The sequence below is a fragment of the Streptomyces sp. NPDC020299 genome (genome assembly GCF_044387825.1).
Classification (GTDB): domain Bacteria; phylum Actinomycetota; class Actinomycetes; order Streptomycetales; family Streptomycetaceae; genus Streptomyces.
The window spans coordinates 254,407-277,641 of sequence record NZ_JBIRWL010000004.1; the positions used below are offsets into that span (position 1 = coordinate 254,407).

Genomic DNA, 23,235 nt, shown 5'->3' on the forward strand with positions numbered 1-23,235 from the left:
CTTCTCTCGAAGCACCTCCTCTGGAAGTCCCTTCTCATGAACAGGAGACCGACGTGCCGGTTCTCCCCGGAGCCGAGCCGTACCGCCATGAGGGCGGTCCGGTGGGTGTCCTCCTCTGCCACGGCTTCACCGGCTCACCCCAGTCGCTGCGCCCGTGGGCGGAGCAGCACGCGGCGCACGGTCTGACCGTCTCGCTGCCGCTGCTGCCCGGGCACGGCACGAGCTGGGAGGACATGCAGGTCACCGGCTGGCAGGACTGGTACGCGGAGGTCGACCACGAGCTGCGTCTGCTGCGTGAGCGGTGCGAGCGGGTGTTCGTGGCGGGCCTGTCGATGGGCGGGGCGCTCGCGCTGCGGCTCGCCGCGAAGCACGGGGAGCTCGTAGAGGGCGTCGTGGTCGTCAATCCGGCGAACAAGGTGCACGGCCTGTCCGCGTACGCGCTTCCGGTGGCCCGGCATCTCGTCCGTACGACGAAGGGCATCGCGAGCGACATCGCGAAAGGGGGCGCGGCGGAGCTGGGGTACGACCGGGTGCCGCTGCACGCCGCGCACTCCCTGCGGAACTTCTTCCGGCTGGTGGACGGCGAGCTGCCGCAGGTCACCCAGCCGCTGCTGCTCCTGCGCAGTGCGCACGACCATGTGGTGCCGGCGGTCGATTCGGCCCGCATCCTGAGCCGGGTGTCATCCACGGACGTAACGGAGGTCGTGCTGGAACAGAGTTACCACGTGGCGACGTTGGACCACGATGCGGACCGGATCTTCGAGGAGAGCCTCGCCTTCATCGGCCGGCTCGCACCCAGTGTCGGCAAGGAAGGGACGGCCGCAGTTGGCTGAGCACGAGTCCGACCGCGAGGACCGCGAGCCGGACGAGAAGGGTGTGCCCTTCGACGAGGCGGCCGCCTGGGCGGCGATCGTCGCCGGGTACGGCGAGGAGCCGCCGGACCCGCCGGGCACCAGGCCGTTCAGGCCGGTGGAGGATCTCGCGCTGCCCGAGAACGACGTCGAGAAGGGCGTCGAGAAGGATCTCGAGAAGAAGCTCAAGAGGAACACGGACAGGGACACGGACAGGGGCACGGACAGGGACACGGACGACGGCGAGGAGCAGCGGCGGCCGCCCGCCGGGCCGCTGGGCAGCTCCGTCTCCTTCGCACCCGGGGTCGGGCCACGCGACTACACGGCGCCCGAGGCGTCCGAGGACGACTTCGACGAGGACGACGAGGGTCACTTCGTACCGCCCGAGCCGCCGCCGCTGCCCGCCGCCGACACCACCGCCAAGTTCGCCTGGCTCGGTGTGGTCGGCGGACCGATCCTGCTCCTGCTGGCCGTGCTGCTCGGCTGGGACATGACCTGGTGGCTGGCGACCCTCGGCATCGGCGGCTTCCTCGGCGGCTTCACCGCGCTGGTGGTGCGGATGCGGCCCGACGACGAGGACGACGATCCGGGCCGGGGCGCGGTTGTCTGAGCGACGCTTTACACGGTCGGGATTCTGAGGGCGGCCACGGACCGGGAGACGGTCCGTGGCCGCCCTCGACGCAGAGGCTCGCGCTCAGGCCGCGGGCACCCGAAGCGCCGCCAGCACGGGCAGGTGGTCCGTCGCCCTCGCGAGATCGGCCTCGGTCACTCCGGGAAGGCCCAGCGGTACCCCGCAGCCCAGTACCTCGATGCCCTTCGTGGCGAAGATCGCGTCGATGCGGCGGTGGGGTTCGTCGCGGGTCCAGGTGTGTTCGCCGCCCCAGGGGGCGGTGGCCCGGCAGTCGTGGAGGGTCTCGGCGAGCCGCCGGAAGGCCGGGCCGTCGGGGCGCTCGTTGAGGTCGCCGCCCGCGATGGCGTGCGGGGTGCCGAGGCCGGCCAGGCGGTCGAGGAGCATGCCGCCCTGCTCGTACCGCTCCTCCTTCTGGAGGCTGAGGTGACAGCTCAGGACGCCGAGGCGGGCGCCGCCGAAGCGGACCACCGCCGTGGCGAAGCCGCGCCTGTGCAGTCCGGGGGTGAGCGGGAGGAGTACGTCTTCCGTCCGCTCCACGGTGGCCCGCAGCGAGCAGAGGACCGCCGGCCCCGCGGCCGTCGCGCCGCCCGTGAGGACGACCTGGCCGGAGGCGGCCGCCAGGCGGGCCAGCTTCTTGCGCCAGCGGAAGAAGCGGGGGGCTTCCTGGACGAGGACGAGGTCGGGGGCGCAGGCGGTGATGACGCGGGCGAGGGCGTCGGTGTCGTCGCGCATGGAGCGGATGTTGTAGCTGAGGACGCGGATGACGGCTGAACCGTCCGGCTCGGTCAGGGAGTTCGGCAGCGGCTCCATGGCGATCAATGTACGCCCAACGGAGAGGGGCGCGAGGTCCGTGACCTCGCGCCCCTGTGCGTCATACGTCTTTTACATGATCGGGTCGGGCTCGCGGGCCAGGTCCGCCGCGCCGACGAGGCCCGCCTTGTTGCCGAGCTGCGCGGCGATCACGTCGGCGACCGGGCGCCAGTTGCCGCCGACCAGCCAGCGCTTGTAGGACTTGCGGATCGGGTCGAGGACCAGCTCGCCCTCCTCCGAGAGGCCGCCGCCGACGATGAAGGCGGAGGGGTCGAAGAGGGAGGCGAGGTCGGCGAGGCCGGCGCCGGCCCAGCGGGCCAGCTCGCGGTAGGAGTCGACGGCGACCGGGTCGCCCTGGCGGGCGGCCATGGAGATGTGCTTGCCCTCGATGCCGTCGGGGGTGCCGTCGCCGAGGGCGAGCAGGATCTCGGCGAGCTCGGGGGTGGCGTTGGCGCGCTGCTTGGCGTATCTGACGAGGGCGCGTCCGGAGGCGTACTGCTCCCAGCAGCCCTGCGAGCCGCAGCCGCACAGCAGGCCGTCGGGGACCATCCGGATGTGGCCGAACTCGGCGGCCACGCCGAAGTGGCCGCGGCGCAGCTTGTTGCCGATGATGATGCCGCCGCCGAGGCCGGTGCCGAGCGTGATGCAGATGACGTTGCGGTGGCCCTTGCCGGCGCCGAACTTGTACTCGCCCCACGCGGCGGCGTTGGCGTCGTTCTCGACGACGACCGGGAGGCCCACGCGGGCCTCGACCTTCTCCTTCAGCGGTTCCTGGCGCCAGTCGATGTTGGGCGCGAAGTAGACCGTGGAGCGCTGGCGGTTGACGTAGCCGGCGGCACCGATGCCCACGCCGACGATCTCGTGCCCGGCGCGGGCGCCCTCCACGGCCGAGGCGATGGCGTCCACGATGCCCTCGGGCGTACCCGGGGTCGGCACCTTGAAGGTCGAGAGGATGTTGCCTTCCTCGTCGACCACGCCGGCCGCGATCTTCGTGCCGCCGATGTCGACGCCGATGGTGAGTCCCATGAATCCCTCAGTTTCGGTCGAGCCCCGCTACCGCCAACCGTACCCGAGGCCCTGCCGTCAGCCGTCAGTCCAAGTCGATGCGCTCCCCTGGACCGGTGCCCTCACCCCGGTCGCCGCGATCGTCCCAGTCGGGCCTAGGGGCGTCCTGGAGGCCTCCCGGACGGGACGTCCAGCGCTGTTCCTGGGCCTGGACGGCCGAGCGGTAGGCGGCCAGCAGTTCGGTCCCGGCCGCCGCCAGGTGGTCGAAGACGTCGGGGTTGCGCTCCATGACGGGCTCGACGGCCGCCTTGGCCTGCTGTACGACCTGCCGGACCACCTGCTGGGCGGCGGGTCCGGCGACCGCGCCGAGCAGCGGGGACTGGATGCCGGACAGCTTGTCGGCGACCGCGTCGACGAGCCTGCGCAGTTCCTCCGCGGCCGAGCCGGGGGGCGGCCCGTGTTCGGCCCGGCGGCGGGCCTTCTCCGCCGCGAGGTCCTCGGCGCAGGCCGTGGCCCAGGCGTCGGCGTCGGTCGCCCGTACCTGGTCGGCCGCCTCCGGTTCGGAGTCGTCGGGCGTGGGGCGCTCTTCGCTCATGACGGTCTCCTGACTACGTTTCGCCCCTACGACGTTACCCGAAGGGGTCTCGCCGGTTCATCGTCCGTCAGGTCCCGCGCGGCCACAGGCCCGGGTCGGGCGCGAACCTGATGCGCAGCTCGCCCTCGCGCAGGGCGGCCCCCGCGACGGTGCAGCGGCGCAGGGCGGAGGGCAGCGGGACGATCCGGCGGAACGGGCCGGCCGTGATCACGAGTTCGTCCCCGCGCCGGATGAGGTCGAGTTCGTCCCGTATGGCGCCGGGCAGCGGGATGTGCCAGACCAGGACGCCGTCCTCGGTGATCCGGTCGGTGACCGGCCACTCGACGGGCGCGGGTGCCGGGTTGACGCCGGGCACGGCGAGCGCGGCGAGGTCGTCGGCGCCGCGCGGGTCACGGCCGAGGTGGGCGACGGCGTGCACGTCGTACGACTCGTGCCACTCGGCGAGGGTCTTGCCCTGCTGGGCGGTGAGGCCGGCCAGCCAGGGGTCGTGGGCGGTCTCGGGCAGGACGCGGTTGGCGATCAGCGCCTCGGTGCGCAGACCGCGCAGGGCGAGTCCGAGGCGGGCGCCGCGTACGGCGTCGGCGGCGGCCGGGCCCGGTTCGGCGACCAGGTGGACGGCGGTGTCGCGGTCGGCGAGGACGGATTCCACGGCGGCGAGTTCGACGTCCCAGCGGCCGGCCGTCTCGTACAGCCAGTCCGCGGGCATGGGGACCCCGGCGAGCCGTCCGAGGACGGGGCGCAGGGCGCGGGCCGCCTGCCGCTCGGGCGGCAGGAGGCGGCGCAGGTAGCGGCGCAGTTCCTCCGGCAGGGAGAGCAGGGCGAGGGCCCGGGAGGCGGGCGGCAGGTCGACGACGAGCAGGTCGTACCGCTCGGAGAGGGCCGCGTCCCGCAGGGCGCGCAGGAAGGACAGCTCCTCGGCGCCGGGGAGCGGGGTGACCTCCTCGGCGTCCAGCCGGGCGGCGCCGAGCAGGTCGAGGACGTTCGCGGCGCGGCTCTGGAAGGCGGTGAGGTCCTCCCGGAAGCGCTCGGTGGCGTCCGGCCGCCAGGCGGTGAGGCGGTCAGCGGCCCGGACCGGGACCGGTCCCGTCGCCGTGCCCAGCGCCGCGCCGAGGGTGTCCGTGCGGTCGGCGCTCAGCACGAGGGTGTCGATGCCGTCGCCCGCCGCTCGCAGCGCGGTGGCCGCGGCGACGGTCGTACGTCCGCAGCCGCCGGGGCCCGTGATCAGGATGGTACGCATGATGCCGAACGCTACCGCTGCCCGGCACACGCTACGGGCAGCGTTACTGCTCGCCCGACTCCACGCGCTTCTTCAGCCCCGCCAGCGCCCGGTCGATGATGACCTTCTCGGCCTTGCGCTTGATCATGCCGAGCATGGGGATCTTGACGTCCACGGTCAGCAGGTAGGTGACCTCGGTCGTCCCGGCGCCGGCGGCCTTGAGGATGTACGAGCCGTCCAGCGAGCGCAGCATCTGGGACTTCACCAGGGTCCAGGAGACCTCGTTCTCGCCGGTCCAGGTGTAGGCGAGGGTCTGGTCGTCCTTGATGGCGCCCGCGTCCATGACGAGGCGGACCTGCTCCGCGCGGCCCTGGTCGTCGCTCTTGAGGACCTCCGCCTCCTTCACCTCGCCGGTCCAGTCCGGGTAGCGGGCGAAGTCGGCGATCACCCCCATGACGTCGGCCGGTGCCGCCTCGATCGTGATGCTCGAGCTGGTGTGTTCCGCCATCGCCGTGGCTCCTCCAGATGCGGGCCGGATTTTCGGGTGGTCGTCGTGCGTGGCCGCCGTGCGGGCGCGCCTGCGCACGGGTGTGCAGCGGAAGGCTACCGCGCCCGCCACCAGCCGACTTCACCCAGTACCCCCCGGTCCCTCACCATTCCAGCGCCCAGGGCTTCCCGGTGCCGGCGAAGTGCCCCACGTTCACGCACTCGGTCGCCCCGATCCGCATCCGCTTCACCAGCGGCTGGTGGACGTGACCGAAGAGGGAGTAGCGCGGTCTGGTGCGGCGGATCGCGTCCAGCAGGGCGCGGCTGCCCCGTTCGAAGCGGCGGGCGACCGTGTCGTAGACCAGCTCCGGGACCTCGGGCGGGATGTGTGTGCACAGCACGTCGACCTCGCCGACGGCCTCGATCTTCGCCGCGTACTGCTCGTCGCTGATCTCGTACGGCGTCCGCATCGGGGTGCGCAGACCGCCGCCGACGAAGCCGAAGACCCGGCCGCCGATCTCCACCCGCTCGCCGTCCAGGACGGTCGTGCCGGGCCCGGCGTACTCCCGCCACAAGGGCGGCATGTCGACATTGCCGTACGTCGCGTACGTCGGTATCGGGAACGCGGCGAACATCTCGGCGTACTGCTTGCGCACCGCCTTCTCGATGGCGCTGGCCCGGTCGGCGTCGATGCCCGCCCACAGCCGGGCCCCGAGCTCGCGGGCCTCCTCGAAGCGGCGGGCGGTGCGCAGTTCGACGAGGCGGTCGGCGTTCTCCTCGCCGAACAGGTCGGGGAAGATGCCGCGCGAGTGGTCGGCGTAGTCGAGGAAGAGGACGAGGTCGCCGAGACAGATCAGCGCGTCGGCTCCCTCGCCGGCTCTGGCCAGGTCACGGGCGTTGCCGTGCACATCACTGACCACGTGGACGCGGGTCCTGGGCCTGCCGGCCGATGTGGGTGCCATGGTGATCAAGGGTAGGTCGCGCGATGCACTTGTGAACAGTGCCGTCCGGGCCTGCGGTTACTGGCTAGTCATTAAAGGCGTCGACTACTGTGCGGCAAGGAAACACCAACCCGTGTGACGCAGCGAACATCTCGCCGGGCCCCCTGTCGAAGAAGCCATACCGGCGGGTAACGTCCGGGCAGTCCAGTCGTGCTCAGGATTTCAACAGCTGAATTCCCGAGTACTTGCCCGAGCCTTGGACCGCACCGTCGCATCACACAACGTCGTGGCGCCGGCGCCCTATGAGGAGCAGCAGTCTTGCGCGAGTTCAGCCTTCCGGCTTTGTACGAGGTCCCTGCGGACGGAAACCTGACCGACATCGTCCGCAGAAACGCCGCGCAGCATCCCGACGTCGCCGTAATCGCCCGCAAGGTGGGTGGTGCGTGGCAGGACGTGACCGCCACGGTGTTCCTGGCCGAGGTGCAGGCCGCGGCCAAGGGCCTGATCGCCTCCGGCGTCCAGCCGGGCGACCGGGTGGCCCTGATGTCCCGGACCCGCTACGAGTGGACACTGCTGGACTTCGCGATCTGGAGCGCCGGCGCGATCACCGTGCCGGTGTACGAGACCAGCTCACCGGAGCAGGTGCAGTGGATCCTCTCCGACTCGGGCGCCACCGCCTGCGTCGTGGAGCAGGCGGGCCACGCCGCCGCCGTGGAGTCGGTCCGCGAGTCGCTGCCCGCGCTCAAGCACGTCTGGCAGATCGACGCCGGAGGCGTGGAGGAGCTGGGCCGGCTGGGGCAGGACGTCGCGGACGCGACCGTCGAGGAGCGCAGTTCGCTGGCGAAGGCCGACGACCCGGCGACGATCGTCTACACCTCGGGCACGACGGGCCGCCCCAAGGGCTGTGTCCTCACCCACCGCAGCTTCTTCGCCGAGTGCGGCAACGTCGTGGAGCGGCTGCGCCCGCTGTTCCGCACCGGTGAGTGTTCCGTCCTGCTGTTCCTGCCGCTCGCGCACGTCTTCGGGCGCCTGGTGCAGATCGCCCCGATGATGGCGCCGATCAAGCTGGGCAACGTCCCGGACATCAAGAACCTCACCGACGAACTGTCCGCGTTCCGCCCGACGCTGATCCTCGGCGTGCCGCGCGTGTTCGAGAAGGTGTACAACACCGCCCGGGCCAAGGCGCAGGCGGACGGCAAGGGCGCGATCTTCGACAAGGCCGCCGACACGGCCATCGCGTACAGCAAGGCCCTGGGCACGCCGTCCGGCCCGTCCGTCGGTCTGAAGATCAAGCACAAGGTCTTCGACAAGCTGGTCTACAGCAAGCTGCGCGCGGTGCTCGGCGGGCGCGGCGAGTACGCCATCTCCGGTGGCGCCCCGCTGGGCGAGCGGCTCGGCCACTTCTTCCGCGGCATCGGCTTCACGGTCCTGGAGGGCTACGGCCTGACCGAGTCCTGCGCGGCCACCGCGTTCAACCCCTGGGACCGGCAGAAGATCGGCACGGTCGGGCAGCCGCTGCCGGGCTCCGTGGTCCGCATCGCCGACGACGGCGAGGTGCTGCTGCACGGCGAGCACCTGTTCAAGGGCTACTGGAACAACGAGGCCGCGACCGCCGAGGCGCTGGCGGACGGCTGGTTCCACACCGGTGACATCGGCACCCTCGACGAGGACGGCTATCTGAAGATCACCGGCCGCAAGAAGGAGATCATCGTCACCGCGGGCGGCAAGAACGTCGCCCCGGCGGTGATAGAGGACCGCATCCGGGCGCACGCGCTGGTCGCGGAGTGCATGGTGGTGGGCGACGGGCGGCCGTTCGTGGGCGCGCTGGTCACCATCGACGAGGAGTTCCTGGGCCGTTGGTGCGCCGAGCACGGCAAGCCGGCGGGCTCCACCGCGGCGTCGCTGCGCGAGGACCCGGATCTGCTGGCGGCGGTCCAGGACGCGGTCGACGACGGCAACGCCGCGGTGTCGAAGGCGGAATCGGTGCGGAAGTTCCGCATTCTGTCCTCCCAGTTCACGGAGGAGACGGGCCATCTCACGCCGTCCCTGAAGCTCAAGCGGGGCGTGGTGGCGAAGGACTTCGCGGGCGAGATCGAGGCTATCTACGCGAAGTAGTCACCTCCTGCCTGTGGCTCGACGGTTCATGGCGCGGTGTCCTCGGCGAGGACCCGCGCCATGGTGCGTTCGGCGAGCGCGGTGATCGTCACGAAGGGGTTGACGCCGATCGAGCCGGGCACGAGCGAGCCGTCGGTGATGTACAGCTTCGAATACCCCTTGACCCGGCCGTAGTTGTCGGTGGCCTTGCCGAGGACGCAGCCGCCCAGTGGGTGGTAGGTGAAGTCGTCGGCGAAGACCTTGCTGCTGGAGCCGAACAGGTCGTACCGGTAGATGGTGGCGTTGGCCGCGTTGATCCGGTCGAACAGTTTCTTGGCCATGGCGACCGACACCGCGCTCTGGGCCGCGGTCCAGCCCAGCTTCACCGTCCCCGACGAGGCGTCGTACGTGAATCTCGCCCGCTGGGGGTTCTTGGTGATCGCGAGATACAGGCTGACCCAGTGCTCGAAGCCCATGGGCAGCGGGGCGATCTCGGCGAAGACCGGGTTGTCGGCGTTGGCCCAGTCGTCGATGCCCATCACGGGCATGGTGGCCTGGTTGGCGCCGACGGTGTCCCAGATGTGGTTGGCGCGGCCGAGCATGGTGTTGCCGTTGGTGCCCCAGCCGGCGCCGACGCTCGCGTCCAGGCCGGGCAGGGTGCCGGAGTCCCGGGCGCGGACGAGGAGTTCGGTGGTGCCGATGCTGCCGCCGCCGAGGAAGAGGTACGTGCAGCCGTAGCTCTTGGTCTCGACGACCGCGCCGGTGTTGTCGATGCGGTCGGCGGTCAGGACGTAACCGCCGTCGCTCGCCCGGCTGATGGTCCTCACCTTCTCCAGGCTGTGGATGGTGACGTTGCCGGTGCCGAGCGCGGCGGCCAGGTAGGTCTTGTCCAGGCTGCGCTTGCCGTAGTTGTTGCCGTAGATGACCTCCCCGGCGAGCGCGGACTTGGTGGCGGTGCCGGCCGCCTCGCGCTGCATGTAGCCGAAGTCGTAGACGTTCGGTACGAAGGTGGTCTTCAGGCCGGTGGCGTCGGCGGCCTTGCGGGAGGTACGGGCGAACTTGTACCACTCGGTCGACTCGAACCACGCGGGGTCGATGCTGTTGACGCCGAGCATGGCGCGGGCGCGCGGGAAGTACGTGCCGTACATCTCGCTCGCGTCCACGGTGGGGAACTGCTCGGTGAAGTAGGACTGGAGCGGGGTGACCGCCATCCCGCCGTTGACCAGGGAGCCGCCGCCGACGCCCCGGCCGAGGAAGACGGACATGGCGTCGTAGTGCACGCGGTCGAGGGCCCCGGGGTAGGGGGTGATGTCCCTGTTGACGAGGTCCAGCCACAGGAACGTGGCCAGCGGTGCCTCGGTGCGGGTGCGGAACCACATGGACCGCTGGTCCGGGGCGTTGGTGGAGCAGAACACCTTGCCGTCGGAGCCGGTGGTGTTCCACAGCCGGCCCATTTCGAGGACGACGGTACGGATGCCGGCCTGGCCGAGGCGGAGGGCGGCGACGGCGCCGCCGTAGCCGGAGCCGATCACGATGGCCGGGGCGGATTCGACTGCGTCGGGCTCAGCGGCATGGGCCGATTGCAGGCCTACCCGGGTGAAGCCGAGGGTGGCCGCCGTCTGCAGGGCGGCCATACCAAGGATATGACGTCTCGTCAGCTGACGCTGCATCAGTTTGGCTGTCATGCGCGCAGCATCGGCGGATTATGGCGCTCCGGCTAGAGCAGCGTTTTCAACTTCTCGGCCAAAAGGTCCCAGCGCCACTTCTCCTCCACCCACTGCCGTCCCCGCTCCCCCATCCGTCGCCGCAGTTCCGCGTCGCCGAGGAGGGCGGTGATCCGCTCGGTGGCCTCGTCCGGGAAGCCGCCGCGGACGACCCAGCCGGTCTCGCCGTCGAGGACCGCGTCGGGGGCGCCGCCGGAGTCGCCGGCGACGACGGGCAGCCCGGTGGCGGAGGCCTCCAGGTAGACGATGCCGAGCCCTTCGACGTCCAGGCCGCCCCGCCGGGTCCGGCAGGGCATGGCGAAGACGTCCCCGGCGCCGTAGTGCGCGGGCAGCTCGGACCAGGGCACGGGGCCGGTGAAGCGCACGGAGTCCGCGACGCCGGTCTCGTGGGCGAGGCGGCGGAGGTCCTTCCCGTACGGCCCGCCGCCGACGATCAGCAGCACGGCGTCCGGCTCGGCCGCCAGGATCCGCGGCATGGCCCGGATCAGCGTGTCCTGCCCCTTGCGCGGGACCAGCCGGGACACGCACACCACGACCGGCCGTTCGGTCAGCCCGAGCCGCGCCCGCACCTCGGCGCCGCCCGACTCCGGGTGGAAGGTCTTCTCGTCGACCCCGGGCGGCAGCTGCACCATCCGCCCGGCCGCCTCGGGGGTCAGCGCGCCGGCGATCCGCGAGCGCGTGTACTCGCCGAGGTAGGTGATCGTGTCCGTCGACTCCCCGATCCGGCGCAGCAGCTGCCGCGCGGCGGGCAGCTGGGCCCACCCGGCCTCGTGACCGTGGGTGGTGGCCACGATCCGCCGGGCGCCCGCCTTCCTGAGGGCCGGCGCCATCAGCCCGAGCGGGGCCGCCGCCCCGAACCACACCGAGCCGCACCCGTGCTGCCGGAGCAGCCCGGCCGCCCGGCGGGTGGCCTGCGGGGTCGGCAGCAGCATGGTCGTGCGGTCGCGTACGACGGTGAAGGGCTGCTCGGCGTCGAACGCGGCGGTGGCCTCGACCCCCTCCCGGCTCCGCTTCCAGGTGGAGGCGTAGACGACCAGCCGGTCCGGGTCCAGGCGCAGTGCCATGTTGTGCAGGAACGCCTGGATGCCGCCCGGCCGGGGCGGGAAGTCGTTGGTGACGATCAGGGTCTTGTCCATCGCCGCCGACCCTACCGAACCGGCCGTGCCGGGCCGGGCCGGGCGTGGCCGAGTCTGTGGCAGGCTCACAGCCGGGCAGGACATCATGTTCCCCTCAAACGGAAAATCGAACGGCAGGGGATGGTGTGGAGAGCAAGGGCGCGGGGTGGTCCCTGGCTGGGCTGTCGGTGACCTGGGCCGCGACCAGGCTGCTGGTGCTGCTCTACGCCTTCCGGGTGCTCGTCTTCCCGGGCGCGGACGTCACGGCCGACGTGTCCGTGACCTACCAGGGCTGGTACGACGTGCTGAGCACCGGCACCTTCCCGCTGGACGACGTGACCTGGCAGTACCCGCCCGCCGCCGCGCTGGCCATCCTCTCCCCCGCCGCGCTGCCCTTCCTCAGCTACACCCACGCCTTCTTCGTCCTGGCCTTCCTCGCCGACCTGGCCGTGCTGGGCCTGCTGCTGTACACCGGCCGCCGCCCCGGCAGGTCGCTGCGCGGCGCCTGGGTGTGGGTGGTGGGCGTCCCGCTGCTCGGCCCGACGGTGTACTCCCGCTACGACGTGATGGTGACCGCCGTCGCGGTGGCGGCGCTGCTCGCCGGTGCCCGGCACCCGAGGGTGATGGGCGCGCTGGCGGGCTTCGGGGCGATGCTCAAGGTGTGGCCGGCGCTGCTGCTGGTGGGGGCCGTACGGCGCCGGGCGTGGGGCGCGGCGGCGGTGGCCGCGTCGGGTCTGGCCGCGCTGTTCTCGGTCGCCATGCCCGGTGCCTTCGCCTTCGTCACCTTCCAGCGGGACCGGGGCACCGAGGTGGAGTCGCTGGGCGCCCTGGTCTTCCACGTGTGGCGGCACTTCGGCTGGCAGGGCGAGGTGCTGCTGAACTACGGCTCGATCGAGTTCCTCGGCCCGTACGTGGGCGCGGTGAGCACCGTCGCGCTGACGCTCACCGGGGTCTGCTTCGGCTGGCTGCTGCTGTGGCGGATGAACGCGGACCGGTTCAGGACCCACACGCTCGCGGACGCCGCCTTCACCGCGGTGCTGATGTTCACCGTGACGAGCCGGGTGATCAGCCCGCAGTACCTGGTGTGGCTGGTCGGCCTGGCCGCGGTCTGCCTGTGCTTCAGGGCCGGCCGGATGGGCCTGCCCGCCCTGCTGGTGCTCGCGGCGACCTTCGTCACGGTCCTGGAGTTCCCGACCGGCTTCACGCACGTCGTCGCCAGCGACTGGTACGGCACGGCCCTGCTGTTCCTGCGCAACGGTCTGCTGGTCGCCGCCTCGGTCAGCGCGGCCCGCCGCCTGTGGCGCTCCACCGTCACCCCGGTCCCGCTGCCGGCGCTGCCGGCCCAGAACACGCCCTCGACTCAGACCCAGACTCAGCCGAGCTGAGCGCGCAGGTAGTCCTGCCACTTCGCGGTGAACGTCTGCGGTGTCGTCCCGAGCACCTTCTTCAGGGCGTCCTCGACCGCTCCGGCCCGCTTCCGGTGGGCGCCGACGGCCCGGTAGAACTCGCCGAGCCGGACCTCGCCCCAGTGGTCGGCGATCATCCGGCAGGCCAGCCAGCCGCCCTCGTAGGCCCGGGCCAGGTCGACGGCGTCCGTGCTGAAGCCGAAGTCCTTGTCGACCGGCAGCCGCGAGGGGATCTCGCCGTCCTGGACCGCACGGGCCAGCTCCGGCGCGGCCTGCTGCGCCGTTCGGCCCGTGCCGAGGTAGCCGATCCAGTCGGCGTAGCCCTCGGAGAGCCACAGCGGGGTGGCGGCGTCGGTGTGGGCGCGGGTGGCCACGTGGGTGGTCTCGTGGGTGAGCACGACCTGTTTGCCGACATCGCCGAGGACGGCGTACGCGTCCGGGTTGACGATGATCCGGTCGGCCGGCGACCGGTTCGAGCCTCCCGCCTCGCCGGTGGTGACCGCGGCGATGCCCCGGTAGGAGGAGGCGGGCGAGCCGAGCAGCCCCGCCATGCCCTTCAGGGAGTCCGGTACGAGCACCACGACCCGCCGGGTCCAGTCGGTGCCCCACGCCTGCGACACCGCCGGGACGGCGCGGTCGGCGAGCCGGGCGAAGCCGCGCAGCTCGTCACCGGACTGCCCCACCCCGAGCACCAGGCTGTGCTCGCCCCGCGCGGCCGTCACCCTGCCCTGGTCCCACAGCTGCTGCCCGGCCTTCTTGGCGGGCCGGTCGGCGGTGACGTACCAGTGCCCGTCGGCACTGCGCCCGAGGGTGAGGGTGCGGTCGGCGGTGACGGGTGCCTTGTCGTAGCCGCGCACCCGGTAGCGCAGTTCGGCATCGGCGGTGGCGGTGGCGCCGCCGCGGTGCAGGCCGGTCACCCGGTAGGTCCAGGACACCAGCGGCACCGCGCGCAGCCGCTCGTACTGCTCGGCGCCGCCGGTCCTGTCGTACGCCGCCTCGTCGTGGTGCAGCAGGGCCGCCGCCCGGCGGTCGAGCACCCGCTGCACCTCGGCCTTCGCCGAGTCGGTGGCGGACGGCCCGCCGCACCCGGTCAGGGAGGCGAGCAGCAGACAGAGCCCCGCCACCGAGGTACGCCACGCCCGTCTGCGACCAGCCATTTCCCGATCGTACGGCCCGGCGCGGAAAAGTCAGGGCCGGGTGACCGAGGAGATCGGCATCATCCCGACCGGGTCGTAGCGCACCGGCGCGCCGGGATAGGGCGCGTGGATCACCTGGCCGTTGCCCGCGTACATGGCGACATGGCCGGCGTCGGACCGGTAGACGACGAGGTCACCGGGCCGGGCCTGGGAGAGCGGGATCTGCCGGCCGGCGTACCGCTGCTCCTGCGAGGTGCGCGGCAGTTGGACGCCCGCCTGCGCGTACGACCACTGCGTCAGGCCCGAACAGTCGAAACCGGAGGGTCCGTTGGCGCCCCAGACGTAGGGCCGGCCGAGGGCGGAGCGGGCGGCGGCGAGGGCCGCGGCGGCGCGGGCGTTCGGGGCGCTGGCGCCGGAGAAGTCGGGCATGCCGGTGCGGGCGGAGCGGGAGGCCCGCTCGTAGGCGGTGCGCTGGTCGGCCGGCAGCGAGTTGAGCAGCTGCCGGGCCTTGGCGAGCTTCTTCTCCACGGTCCGCTTGTGGGAGGCGACCGCTGTGCGGCTCTTCTCCAGCTCGGCGAGCTTCCCGGCGGTCTCGGTGCGTTCCTGGGCGAGTTCGCGCATCGCGGACTGGAGTTCCTTCAGCCGGCCGGCCTGGCGGGCGCCGATCCGGTCGAGTGTGGCGGCCTTGTCGAGGTAGTCCTCCGGGTCGTCGGAGAACAGCAGGGCGACGGCCGGGTCGAGGCCGCCGGAGCGGTACTGGGCACCGGCCAGCGAACCGAGCGTCTCCCGCAGGGCGTTGACGCGCTGCTGCTGCCGGGCGATCCGGTCCCGGGCCTCGCCGACCTCCTTGCGCAGCGTGTCGGCGCGCTCGTCGGCCTTGTCGTAGGCCTGGGTCGCCCGCTCTGCCTCCTGGTAGAGCCGGTCCACCTCGGCACCGGTGTCGGGGTGCGGCGTGGCGTGCGCGGAGACGGCGCCGAGCGCGGCGGTCGCGACGGACAGCACACCGAGGGCGGTGCCGGCGCTCCGGTCGAACCCGGACGGTGCAAGGCGGCGATGGGACCCCACGGGATGCCGCACTCCTTCCGCTGGCGGATGTCTGGAAAAGCTCGCCAGACAGTAGCCGCGCGAACACGCACCGTCCAAAGCCGTAACCGGCCGCTCACGGCTCCGCAACGCGAAACCCCGCCGCTGACGCAGGTCACCGGCGGGGCGTGGAGTCAGTTTTCGGTTGTCGCGAATCGCCCGTTCGGGCGGCACCCGCAGGGTCAGATACGGACGCCGAACTCGAACGTCATGTTGCTCATCGCCTCGTAGCGCACCACGGCACCCGTGTGCGGGGCGTGCAGCACCTGGCCGTTGCCCGCGTACAGGCCGACGTGGTGGAAGTCGCCGAAGAAGATGATCAGGTCGCCGACCTTGAGGTCCGCCTGATTGTAGATCCGGGTGCCGGCGTTGGCCTGCGCCTCGGAGGTGCGCGGGATGGTGACGCCGGCCTGGGCGTAGGCCCAGGAGGTCAGGCCCGAGCAGTCGAAGGAGGACGGGCCGGTGGCGCCCCAGGAGTAGGGCGAGCCGATCTTGCTCTGGGCGGCGGCGAAGGCCGCGGCGGCACGACCGGAGCCGGTCGGGGCGTCGCCGAGGTTGACGCGCTCGGTGGAGGAGCGGCTGGCGCGGTTCTGCTCCGCGGCGAGCGCCGCCTTCTCCTTGGCGGTCAGGGTGTTGAGCAGCCTCTGCGCCTCGGAGAGCTTTTCCTGGGTTTCCTTCTTCTTCTTGCCCAGCTCCGCGCGGGTGAAGGAGAGGTCCTTGAGCTTCCCGCTGGCCTCGGCGCGCTCCTGGGCGAGTTCGCGCTGTTTGTCCTGGATCTTCTGCAGGGCCTCGACCTGCTGGCCGCTCAACTGGTCGAGCGTGGAGGCCTTGTCGAGGTAGTCGTCCGGGTTGGAGGACAGCAGCAGCTGGAGCGAGGGGTCTATGCCGCCGGAGCGGTACTGGGCGGTGGCCATCGAACCCAGGCCGTCGCGCAGCTTGTTGAGGTCCTCCTGGCCGCGGGCGACGTTGTCCTGGATGGTGGAGATCTCCTTCTGGAGCTTCTCCTGCTTCTCCTTGGCCCCGTCGTACTTCTCGGTGGCCTGCTCCGCTTCCTCGTAGAGCTTGTCGACCTTCGCCTTGACCTCGCTCTTGCTCAGCTTCTCGCTGGGCGCGGCGTTGGCGGCGTTCGCACTGAAGGCGACGGCGGCGGCCGCCGCGGTGGTCAGCACGGTGATACGCGTGCGACTGGGCTGCTTGGGTCGACGATGGGACGCCACGACAGGCGAACTCCTTCTCGTGAGTGATCACCCGCTCGGAGGTTCGAGGCCAGACCCTAGTGACCCTCTTGTGATCAGATCAAATCCTCACACCAAAAAACCTCGTCACACAATGCATTCTTTGCACTCAACCCACATGGAGTGAAGCCGGGTTGACGCTACGTTGCGTGACGGTTCCGTCAAATCGGGCATTAAACCTTTACGTTGCCGTTTTCAGGACAGGCGCTTGAGAAGCACCGCAGAAGCCACCGGACGCGCGCCCGCCTTGGCGACCCCGTCGGCCACCTCGCGATCGGTCGAGGCGACGATGACCGGACGGCCCGGCGGCTCCGCGCGCACCAGCTGGCGGATGAGCTCGTCGGCCGTGACGCCCGGCTTGGAGAACAGCACACGCACCCCGCGCGGCGGCGCGAGCAGCACCGGCGCGGCCAGTTCGGCCCCGTCGAAGACACAGGTGACCTCGGCGCCGGTCTGGGCGGCGAGCTGGGAGAGCTGGCCGAGCAGCCGCAGGCGCTGCTTCTCCAGCGGCATCTGCGGATAGCCGGTCTTGGTGACGTTGTAGCCGTCGACCACCAAGTGCGCCTGGGGCAGGGCGAGAAGCTGGTCGAGGATGGCCGGGTCGTTCTCGGACAACGCCCGCGCCGCGATGTCCTTCGGGGTCATTCGTCCCGGTTCGACCGCGTCCACCGTCTCCGCCGGCCGCACCGACACGGGCGGCAACGCCAGCTCCCGGCGCAGCCCCTGGGTCGCGTCCAGAAGGGTGTCAAGGAGCAGCCGGACGCGCATGTCCTCGACACTGCGCCCCTCGCGCGCTGCTCTGCGCGTGACCTCCAGCGCGGCCTCGGCCTCGCCCAGGCGGGCCTTGAGCCGCCGGGTCTCGCTCTCCGCGGCGGACACCTGGGCGTGCCCCTCGGCGCGTACGGTCTCGATCTCGCTCTGCGTCTTGCGCAGTGCCGCCTCGCCGCGCTTGACGTCGCTGAGGGCGGCGCGGAGCTTGCGGTGCAGCGACTCGGCTTCCTTCTTGGCCGTGTCCAGCTCGACGCGCAGCCGCTCGGTCTCGGCCCGGGTCTGCTCACGGGCCCGGTCGAGCTCCTCGCGCAGCCGCTCCAGTTCGGCGCGGCTCTCCTCGTCGGCGCGCTCGGCGTCCGCCCGCTGGGCCTCCTCGCCGGCCGCGGTCACCAGCTTCACCCAGCCGGCGGGGCGCAGTACATAGGCCGCGGCCGCCACATCGAGCGGGTCCGCGGCCGGGGGCGGGGAGCCTGAGTCGAGGGCGCCGGCGAGTTCCGGCTGGGCCTCTCTGAGCTTCTCCCCGATGCGCTGCCGGAACAGCGGGTCGGTCTCCAGGGCCGCCGCCATCGCGTTGCCGGCGAACTTGGCGCGGCGATTGGGGGCGAAACGGGCGTACTGTCTGAGCTGTGCGGGCAGTTCGGCGACCGTCAGCCCGCCGAAGCCGTCCGAGACGATCTGCACGACCCGCCGTCGCACGCCGTCGGGCAGCGGGCGGTCAAGCACCTCGGCGGTGCCGTCGCCCGGCCCCCCGCCTGTGGTCTCCACCATCCGTCACACCCCACTACATGCGCGACCGCTCCGTTCAGGAGTCGGCGCCCGGCCTGTCCACGAGTTCCACCTGGTCCACCGCGTTGCACCAGCGGCAGCGCACCGACTCGATGGTCTCACTGACCACCTCGCGCTCCTCCACCTTCGGCGCACCGGCGAGGTCGAGGTGGATGTACTCGACGACCTTCGACGAGCGGGTCACGTCGAAGCGGGTGAGGTTGCCGCAGAGCGTGCAGCGCCACCGGGTCTGGTCGGTCGGCAGGGGAACCGGCATCGTGACTGTTCGCTTCCTTCTAGTGTCCGTGACGCGTCCTCTCGGCGACGCGTGTGGCTCGTAACCCTACGGCCTGGCGGGTACTCGCCGCCCGTCCGTCCACGGCGGCGAGGCGGTCTGTTCGCTTGCGTCCGGTTACGTCATGCTCTGTGTCCATGATCAGCAACTGGAGCGCGGCGGCCGGCGGGACCCTGGAGCGGGTCCGGCGCTCGCCGGCGCCGATGACGTACGCCCTGATCGTCCTGTGCTGCCTGCTCTTCCTGGTCGGGCCGGCGGCCGGGCTGAATCCGGAGTACGGCTCCGGCGACGGACTGCTCGCCGCCCAGCGGGCCTACTTCCGGCACTGGGGCGTGATCCCCGCCGAGCTCTTCGACGGCCCGGCCCGGGCGGTCCTCACCCCGGCCACGGCACTGTTCGTGCACGGCAGCTGGGTGCATCTGCTGGGCAACATGCTCTTCCTCTACGTCTTCGGGGCGATGACCGAGGAACGGATGGGCCGCGTGCGGTTCACCCTCTTCTATCTCGGCTGCGGCTACCTGGCGCTGCTCGGCTACGCCGCCGCCAACGCCACCTCCGAGCAGTCCCTGGTCGGGGCGTCGGGGGCGATCTCGGCGGTGCTCGGCGCGTTCCTCTACCTGTTCCCCGGTGCCCGCGTCACCAGTCTCCTCCCCTTTCTGTTCTTTCTCCCGCTGCGCTTCCCCGCCTGGGTCGTCCTGCCCTTCTGGGCGGCCCTGCAATGGCTGGCGGCACGCCGGGCCGTCCAGGGCCCGGGCGTGGCGTACCTGGCCCACCTGGTGGGCTTCGGACTGGGCTTCGTCCTCGCGTGGGTGCTGTTCGGGCGGGCCATGAGGGCCTGCCCTAAAGTTGAGCCCGCCCCAGCTCCGGCCCCCGAGGGAGAGAACCAGCCGTGATCACCGCGATCGTGCTCATCAAGACCAGCGTGGACCGGATCCCCGAGATCGCGGAGCAGATCGCCGCGCTGGACAGCGTCAGCGAGGTCTTCTCCGTCACCGGCACCTACGACCTGATCGCCATGGTCCGCGTACGCCAGCACGAGAACCTGGCGGATGTCATCCCCGGCAAGATCAGCAAGATCCCCGGCGTCGAGGGCACCGACACCCACGTGGCGTTCCGCACCTACTCCCAGCACGACCTCGAGGCGGCCTTCGCGATCGGGCTGGACAACTAGGGCCTGCCCGGCGGATCAGGTCGCGGGAAAGGGCCGGTACCCCGTCGACGCCGGTGAGCGGGGCCGTCCAGGCCGAACGCCCGCACGCCGTCGTCGCCGCGCGCATGGCGGTGCCGCCGGACGCCGCCATGCGGAGGAGGCCGCCCGGGGCCGGGTCGTACGACCACGCCTTGGTGCCGTCGCCGGCCGGACCGCGAACCGCGCTTCGGCCGCCTGCGGGGACTGCCCGCCACCGGGAGCCGCGCGGGCAGCAGCCCGTGCGGACCACGCCGCCCGCGACGAGCGGGGCGGCGGCCCCGGGACCGGCCGCCGTGCTCGCCCGCGGGTCCGGAGGTGGCGGCGGTGATCAGACGGCCGGCACGCAACGGCCGTTCTCGGTGCGGTAGTTCCACTTCGCGCCGGTGCGTACGAGCTCGCGGACCGCGCCGACGAACCGCTCCACGTGCTCGTCCGGCGTGCCCGCGCCGAAGCTGACGCGGATGGCGTTGAGGGACTTCTCGCCGGGTGCGGCCTCGGGGGCGCCGCACTCGCCCTGGGTCTGCGGGTCGCTGCCGAGCAGGGTGCGCAGGAGGGGGTGGGCGCAGAACAGGCCGTCGCGGACGCCGATGCCGTACTCGGCGGAGAGGGCGGCGGCGAAGTGCGAGCTGTTCCAGCCGTCGACGACGAAGGAGATGACGCCGACGCGCGGGGCGTCGTCGCCGAAGAGGGAGAGGACCCGGACCTCGGGGACCTCGGCGAGGCCCGCGCGGACCTTCCCGATCAGGTACTCCTCCCGGGCGACCAGGGTGTCGAAGCCCGCCTCGGTGAGTGCCTTGCAGGCCGAGGCGATGGAGTAGGCGCCGATGACGTTCGGGGAGCCGGCCTCGTGGCGGGCGGCGCTGTCGTGCCACTCCACGTCCACTCCCCCGTCGTCACGCCGGCTGACCTTGCGGCTGGCGCCGCCGCCCGCGAGGTACGGCTCGGCAGCCTGGAGCCAGTCGGCGCGACCGGCGAGGACGCCGGAGCCGAACGGGGCGTACAGCTTGTGCCCGGAGAAGGCGACCCAGTCGACGTAGAGGTCCCGGACGGACACCGGGTGGTGCGGGGCCAGCTGGGCGGCGTCCAGGACGATCCGGGCGCCGTGCGCGTGGGCGGCGGCGGCCAGCTCGCGGACCGGCCACAGCTCGCCGGTGACGTTCGAGGCGCCGGTGACGCACACCAGGGCCGGACCGTAGGGGTCGCGGTCGGCCAGGGCCCGCTCCAGCGTCTCGACGGCCTGCCGCGGGGTGCGCGGGGCGTCGAGGCAGGTGACCCGGGCGTCCTGCCAGGGCAGCAGCGAGGCGTGGTGCTCGGTCTCGAAGACGAAGACCTGGCAGTCGGCGGGCAGCGCGCGGGCGAGCAGGTTGAGGGAGTCCGTGGTGGACCGGGTGAAGACCACCTGGTCGTCGTCCCGGCAGTCGAGGAACTCGGCGACGGTCTTCCGGGCGTTCTCGAAGAGGTCGGTGGACAGCTGCGAGAGGTAACCGGCGCCCCGGTGCACGCTGCCGTAGTACGGGGCGTACGCGGCCACGTCGTCCCAGACCCGCTGGAGCGCGGGGGCGCTGGCCGCGTAGTCGAGCGCGGCGTAGGAGACCTCGCCGCCGGTGACGAGCGGCACGGTGACGTCCCGGCCCAGCACGGGCAGCGGGGCACAGACGGACTGGTCGGCGGCAAGAGCGGAGACGGACATGGGTGTACTCCCGTGAAAGCAGGCGGAGATCGCCGACGCGAGCGAACGGGTGCTCCAGCGCCGACAGGGTGAAAGGGGTATGCGGAGGCGGGGCTCGGCGCCCTATCGCATTCGCTTGCTCACGGAAGGCTCCCTCGACGACCAGGACCCCTGGCGTGCGAGGGGTCCGCGCTTGCCGCAGACCTCGCTGCCTGCGGCCTGGTCTTCACCCGGGGCACCCCGCCACGGACGGAGGGTTGCCGGACAGTCGGCCGGGGCCTCATGACTGTCACTCATGACCTGCGAAAGAACGTACGCGAGCCGATCACCGGCCCGCAACCCGTGTCCGGATCGCGGGACACCCGCCTCGCGTCGAGGTCAGCGGACGAAGTGGTGCCGATGCGAGCGCCGGGACCAGCGCATACCGAACAGCACCAGGTCCAGCGCCAGGACCACCGCGCCGATGACCAGGAGGTAGAACAACCCGTTCGCCACGCCGACGAGTCCCAGGACGATCGCCACGATGATCAGGAACAGGAAGAGCGCCATGGGTGACCACATCCTCCGGCAGACCGGTCAGCCGCGCGCGAGACGGCGCCCGCGTGCGGCACCGGCCTCGTAGGGCCTGTCGTAGTGTTCGAAGATCTCGTGTTCCCGCTCGGCCGGGAGGACGTCGTCCATGCCGATGGACGGCGACTTCTTCACCTGCCCGCGGGCGTGGGCCACCCGCACGTAACCGGGTCCGAGGGTCGCCTCGTCGAGCGGGACGAAGACGAGCCGATGCCGGGTCGGCATCCCGGTGCGGACGGTGACCATGGCGGGCGTGTCGTCGGTGGTGTCCAGGTAGACCGCTTCGAGGGCCCCGATCTTGCGGCCCCTGGGATCGATCACGTCGCGGTTGCGCCACTCGCGGATATCGGCTGAGTGGATCATGCCTCGCTCCTCGCGGCCCGCCCTCCCGGACACCGCAGGGGAAAGCGGAGCGGCCGCGGGAGAGCTACCACCTCTTCACTGTACTCCCGCGGCCCTCCGGCGTTACGCGTTGCTCGCGGCCACCCAGCGCTCCAGGGTCCGTCTGGCCGAGCCGGAGTCGATCGAATCGGCCGCCTTGCGCATCCCGGCGCTCAGCTGCTCGGCCAGCGGCTCCTGAGCCGGGTCCAGGGCCACCAGGGCCGCCGCCGAGTTCAGCAGCACGGCGTCCCGTACGGGGCCCGTCTCGCCGTCGAGGAGTCTCAGGGCGACCTCGGCGTTGTACGACGGGTCACCGCCGCGCAGGGCCTGAACCGGCACCAGCTCGATGCCTACGTCGCGCGGGTCGAAGCGCTCCTCGGTGACCTTGCCGTCGCGCACGACCCAGACGTGGGACGTGGCCGTCGTGGTCAGCTCGTCGAGGCCGTCGTCGCCGCGGAAGACCAGGGAGGAGTTGCCGCGTTCGGCCAGGACACCCGCGATCATCGGCGCCAGCCGGGGGTCCGCGACGCCGACCGCCTGTGCCTTCACCTTCGCCGGGTTGGTCAGCGGCCCGAGGGCGTTGAAGACCGTCCGGATGCCCAGCTGGCCGCGCGCGGCGGCCACATGACGCAGCGCCGGGTGGAACTTCACCGCGAAGCAGAAGGTGATGCCCGCCTCCTCGGCGACCTCGGCCACCCGCTGGGGCGTCAGGTCCAGATTGACGCCCAGCTTCTCCAGGACGTCCGACGAGCCCGACGCCGAGGAGGCCGCCCGGTTGCCGTGCTTGACGACCTTCGCGCCCGTGCCGGCCACCACGAGCGCCGACATCGTGGAGATGTTCACCGTCTTGGCGCCGTCGCCGCCGGTGCCCACGATGTCGACCGTGCGGCCCGACACCTCGATGACGTTGGCGTGCTCGTACATCGCCCGGACCACACCGGTGATCTCCTCGACGGTCTCGCCCTTGGCACGCAGCGCGACCACGAAGCCGGCGATCTGCGCGTCGGTGGCCTCGCCGCGCATGATCTGGTCCATCGCCCAGGCCGTCGCGTCGGCGCTCTGGTCGCGGCCGTACAGCAGGGCGTTCAGTACCTCGGGCCAGGAACGGCCCGCCGCGGTGTCGCCTCCAGCGGGGGTCACAGCGCTCATCAGCCGCTCCTGGTGGTCGTAGAAGAGTGTGTCGTCGTAGAAGAGTGTGCTGCCACCCTATCCAGGCCGGGGCACGGCGAAGGGCCCCGTCCGAACACCGGACGGGGCCCTTCGCGCG

Annotated in this window: 23 protein-coding genes and 1 riboswitch; of the genes, 6 read left to right on the top strand and 17 right to left on the bottom strand. The window is 71.8% G+C overall.

Translation table 11 applies throughout. The features are described from left to right. Nucleotides 1-53: 53 nt before the first annotated feature. Nucleotides 54-833 carry an alpha/beta fold hydrolase gene (locus ACH45E_RS12520; protein ID WP_361437470.1) on the top strand — a complete coding sequence of 260 codons (780 nt, stop codon included), beginning with the start codon at nucleotides 54-56 and terminating at the stop codon, nucleotides 831-833. Next, nucleotides 826-1,461: a hypothetical protein gene (locus ACH45E_RS12525; protein WP_361437472.1), complete on the top strand. Its 636-nt coding sequence runs from the start codon at nucleotides 826-828 to the stop codon at nucleotides 1,459-1,461. Before ACH45E_RS12520 ends, ACH45E_RS12525 begins: the two co-directional genes overlap by 8 nt. 84 nt (nucleotides 1,462-1,545) lie before the next feature. On the opposite strand, the gene ACH45E_RS12530 is transcribed toward ACH45E_RS12525, so the two are convergent. The 6 genes from ACH45E_RS12530 to ACH45E_RS12555 form a co-directional block, all read right to left on the bottom strand. Further along, complete coding sequence (locus ACH45E_RS12530) at nucleotides 1,546-2,292, bottom strand: endonuclease/exonuclease/phosphatase family protein (RefSeq protein WP_361437474.1); 747 nt, start codon at nucleotides 2,290-2,292, stop codon at nucleotides 1,546-1,548. A 72-nt stretch (nucleotides 2,293-2,364) separates the two neighbouring features. Further along, nucleotides 2,365-3,318, bottom strand: coding sequence for an ROK family glucokinase (locus ACH45E_RS12535; RefSeq protein WP_361437476.1), 954 nt, complete (start codon nucleotides 3,316-3,318; stop codon nucleotides 2,365-2,367). A 64-nt stretch (nucleotides 3,319-3,382) separates the two neighbouring features. Then, a complete protein-coding gene (locus ACH45E_RS12540; protein WP_361437478.1) occupies nucleotides 3,383-3,892 on the bottom strand; it encodes a DUF5304 domain-containing protein in 510 nt (169 codons plus the stop codon). A gap of 67 nt (nucleotides 3,893-3,959) precedes the next feature. Then, on the bottom strand, nucleotides 3,960-5,129 hold the full coding sequence (locus ACH45E_RS12545; RefSeq protein WP_361437480.1) for an ArsA-related P-loop ATPase: 1,170 nt from the start codon (nucleotides 5,127-5,129) through the stop codon (nucleotides 3,960-3,962). 43 nt (nucleotides 5,130-5,172) lie between these two features. Beyond that, entirely contained in the window at nucleotides 5,173-5,616 is a 444-nt protein-coding gene (locus tag ACH45E_RS12550) for an SRPBCC family protein (protein ID WP_361437482.1), read from the bottom strand. A 142-nt stretch (nucleotides 5,617-5,758) separates the two neighbouring features. Next, nucleotides 5,759-6,556, bottom strand: coding sequence for a metallophosphoesterase (locus ACH45E_RS12555; RefSeq protein ID WP_361437484.1), 798 nt, complete (start codon nucleotides 6,554-6,556; stop codon nucleotides 5,759-5,761). A gap of 297 nt (nucleotides 6,557-6,853) precedes the next feature. Between ACH45E_RS12555 and ACH45E_RS12560 the strand changes: the two genes are divergently transcribed. Beyond that, complete coding sequence (locus tag ACH45E_RS12560; RefSeq protein ID WP_361437486.1) at nucleotides 6,854-8,650, top strand: AMP-dependent synthetase/ligase; 1,797 nt, start codon at nucleotides 6,854-6,856, stop codon at nucleotides 8,648-8,650. A gap of 26 nt (nucleotides 8,651-8,676) precedes the next feature. Here ACH45E_RS12560 and ACH45E_RS12565 read toward each other — a convergent pair whose 3' ends face one another. Together ACH45E_RS12565 and ACH45E_RS12570 are read right to left on the bottom strand one after the other, a co-directional pair. Continuing rightward, entirely contained in the window at nucleotides 8,677-10,263 is a 1,587-nt protein-coding gene (locus ACH45E_RS12565) for a GMC oxidoreductase (protein WP_361437488.1), read from the bottom strand. Between the two features lie 83 nt (nucleotides 10,264-10,346). Next, the gene (locus ACH45E_RS12570) at nucleotides 10,347-11,489 is read right to left on the bottom strand and encodes a glycosyltransferase family 4 protein (protein ID WP_361437490.1); all 1,143 of its coding nucleotides are present in this window, start codon (nucleotides 11,487-11,489) and stop codon (nucleotides 10,347-10,349) included. 125 nt (nucleotides 11,490-11,614) lie between these two features. Here ACH45E_RS12570 and ACH45E_RS12575 point away from each other — a divergent pair, with 125 nt between their 5' ends. Then, entirely contained in the window at nucleotides 11,615-12,853 is a 1,239-nt protein-coding gene (locus ACH45E_RS12575) for a glycosyltransferase 87 family protein (RefSeq protein ID WP_361437492.1), read from the top strand. Here ACH45E_RS12575 and ACH45E_RS12580 read toward each other — a convergent pair. From ACH45E_RS12580 to ACH45E_RS12600, 5 genes are all read right to left on the bottom strand, one after another. After that, nucleotides 12,841-14,031 (bottom strand): hypothetical protein, encoded by a 1,191-nt coding sequence (locus ACH45E_RS12580; RefSeq protein WP_361437494.1) that lies wholly within the window; start codon nucleotides 14,029-14,031, stop codon nucleotides 12,841-12,843. The genes ACH45E_RS12575 and ACH45E_RS12580 overlap by 13 nt on opposite strands. A gap of 30 nt (nucleotides 14,032-14,061) precedes the next feature. After that, nucleotides 14,062-15,075, bottom strand: a complete 1,014-nt coding sequence (locus ACH45E_RS12585) for an NlpC/P60 family protein (RefSeq protein WP_361437497.1) — start codon at nucleotides 15,073-15,075, stop codon at nucleotides 14,062-14,064. 200 nt (nucleotides 15,076-15,275) lie between these two features. Then, complete coding sequence (locus tag ACH45E_RS12590) at nucleotides 15,276-16,310, bottom strand: NlpC/P60 family protein (RefSeq protein WP_361437500.1); 1,035 nt, start codon at nucleotides 16,308-16,310, stop codon at nucleotides 15,276-15,278. A gap of 213 nt (nucleotides 16,311-16,523) precedes the next feature. Next, on the bottom strand, nucleotides 16,524-17,867 hold the full coding sequence (locus ACH45E_RS12595; protein ID WP_361437503.1) for an NYN domain-containing protein: 1,344 nt from the start codon (nucleotides 17,865-17,867) through the stop codon (nucleotides 16,524-16,526). A gap of 34 nt (nucleotides 17,868-17,901) precedes the next feature. Beyond that, on the bottom strand, nucleotides 17,902-18,141 hold the full coding sequence (locus tag ACH45E_RS12600) for a hypothetical protein (RefSeq protein WP_361437506.1): 240 nt from the start codon (nucleotides 18,139-18,141) through the stop codon (nucleotides 17,902-17,904). A gap of 155 nt (nucleotides 18,142-18,296) precedes the next feature. Here ACH45E_RS12600 and ACH45E_RS12605 point away from each other — a divergent pair, with 155 nt between their 5' ends. Together ACH45E_RS12605 and ACH45E_RS12610 are read left to right on the top strand one after the other, a co-directional pair. Further along, nucleotides 18,297-19,052 carry a rhomboid family intramembrane serine protease gene (locus tag ACH45E_RS12605; protein ID WP_361437508.1) on the top strand — a complete coding sequence of 252 codons (756 nt, stop codon included), beginning with the start codon at nucleotides 18,297-18,299 and terminating at the stop codon, nucleotides 19,050-19,052. After that, the gene (locus tag ACH45E_RS12610; RefSeq protein ID WP_361437510.1) at nucleotides 19,049-19,330 is read left to right on the top strand and encodes an Lrp/AsnC ligand binding domain-containing protein; all 282 of its coding nucleotides are present in this window, start codon (nucleotides 19,049-19,051) and stop codon (nucleotides 19,328-19,330) included. Before ACH45E_RS12605 ends, ACH45E_RS12610 begins: the two co-directional genes overlap by 4 nt. A 346-nt stretch (nucleotides 19,331-19,676) precedes the next feature. Here ACH45E_RS12610 and ACH45E_RS12615 read toward each other — a convergent pair whose 3' ends face one another. The 4 genes from ACH45E_RS12615 to trpD all read right to left on the bottom strand — a co-directional run bounded on the left by ACH45E_RS12615 (nucleotide 19,677) and on the right by trpD (nucleotide 23,117). Further along, on the bottom strand, nucleotides 19,677-21,038 hold the full coding sequence (locus tag ACH45E_RS12615) for an aminotransferase class V-fold PLP-dependent enzyme (RefSeq protein WP_361437512.1): 1,362 nt from the start codon (nucleotides 21,036-21,038) through the stop codon (nucleotides 19,677-19,679). Nucleotides 21,039-21,201: 163 nt separating this feature from the next. Next, a riboswitch (SAM riboswitch) is annotated at nucleotides 21,202-21,318 on the bottom strand. Between the two features lie 77 nt (nucleotides 21,319-21,395). Beyond that, nucleotides 21,396-21,566, bottom strand: a complete 171-nt coding sequence (locus tag ACH45E_RS12620; protein ID WP_361437515.1) for a hypothetical protein — start codon at nucleotides 21,564-21,566, stop codon at nucleotides 21,396-21,398. Nucleotides 21,567-21,593: 27 nt separating this feature from the next. Continuing rightward, nucleotides 21,594-21,950, bottom strand: a complete 357-nt coding sequence (locus tag ACH45E_RS12625; RefSeq protein ID WP_361437517.1) for a PRC-barrel domain-containing protein — start codon at nucleotides 21,948-21,950, stop codon at nucleotides 21,594-21,596. A gap of 102 nt (nucleotides 21,951-22,052) precedes the next feature. Then, nucleotides 22,053-23,117, bottom strand: a complete 1,065-nt coding sequence (trpD, locus tag ACH45E_RS12630) for an anthranilate phosphoribosyltransferase (RefSeq protein WP_361437519.1) — start codon at nucleotides 23,115-23,117, stop codon at nucleotides 22,053-22,055. Between the last annotated feature and the right edge of the window lie 118 nt (nucleotides 23,118-23,235).

What these genes read in the sequence shown, in the direction of transcription:
- ACH45E_RS12615 (WP_361437512.1), bottom strand. Translation starts at nt 21,038, where the DNA reads ATGTCCGTCTCCGCTCTTGCCGCCGACCAGTCCGTCTGTGCCCCGCTG.
- ACH45E_RS12555 (WP_361437484.1), bottom strand. Translation starts at nt 6,556, where the DNA reads ATGGCACCCACATCGGCCGGCAGGCCCAGGACCCGCGTCCACGTGGTC.
- ACH45E_RS12600 (WP_361437506.1), bottom strand. Translation starts at nt 18,141, where the DNA reads ATGCCGGTTCCCCTGCCGACCGACCAGACCCGGTGGCGCTGCACGCTC.
- ACH45E_RS12550 (WP_361437482.1), bottom strand. Translation starts at nt 5,616, where the DNA reads ATGGCGGAACACACCAGCTCGAGCATCACGATCGAGGCGGCACCGGCC.
- ACH45E_RS12605 (WP_361437508.1), top strand. Translation starts at nt 18,297, where the DNA reads ATGATCAGCAACTGGAGCGCGGCGGCCGGCGGGACCCTGGAGCGGGTC.
- ACH45E_RS12530 (WP_361437474.1), bottom strand. Translation starts at nt 2,292, where the DNA reads ATGGAGCCGCTGCCGAACTCCCTGACCGAGCCGGACGGTTCAGCCGTC.
- ACH45E_RS12535 (WP_361437476.1), bottom strand. Translation starts at nt 3,318, where the DNA reads ATGGGACTCACCATCGGCGTCGACATCGGCGGCACGAAGATCGCGGCC.
- ACH45E_RS12625 (WP_361437517.1), bottom strand. Translation starts at nt 21,950, where the DNA reads ATGATCCACTCAGCCGATATCCGCGAGTGGCGCAACCGCGACGTGATC.
- ACH45E_RS12595 (WP_361437503.1), bottom strand. Translation starts at nt 17,867, where the DNA reads ATGGTGGAGACCACAGGCGGGGGGCCGGGCGACGGCACCGCCGAGGTG.
- ACH45E_RS12620 (WP_361437515.1), bottom strand. Translation starts at nt 21,566, where the DNA reads ATGGCGCTCTTCCTGTTCCTGATCATCGTGGCGATCGTCCTGGGACTC.
- ACH45E_RS12570 (WP_361437490.1), bottom strand. Translation starts at nt 11,489, where the DNA reads ATGGACAAGACCCTGATCGTCACCAACGACTTCCCGCCCCGGCCGGGC.
- trpD (WP_361437519.1), bottom strand. Translation starts at nt 23,117, where the DNA reads ATGAGCGCTGTGACCCCCGCTGGAGGCGACACCGCGGCGGGCCGTTCC.
- ACH45E_RS12540 (WP_361437478.1), bottom strand. Translation starts at nt 3,892, where the DNA reads ATGAGCGAAGAGCGCCCCACGCCCGACGACTCCGAACCGGAGGCGGCC.
- ACH45E_RS12580 (WP_361437494.1), bottom strand. Translation starts at nt 14,031, where the DNA reads ATGGCTGGTCGCAGACGGGCGTGGCGTACCTCGGTGGCGGGGCTCTGT.
- ACH45E_RS12565 (WP_361437488.1), bottom strand. Translation starts at nt 10,263, where the DNA reads ATGGCCGCCCTGCAGACGGCGGCCACCCTCGGCTTCACCCGGGTAGGC.
- ACH45E_RS12545 (WP_361437480.1), bottom strand. Translation starts at nt 5,129, where the DNA reads ATGCGTACCATCCTGATCACGGGCCCCGGCGGCTGCGGACGTACGACC.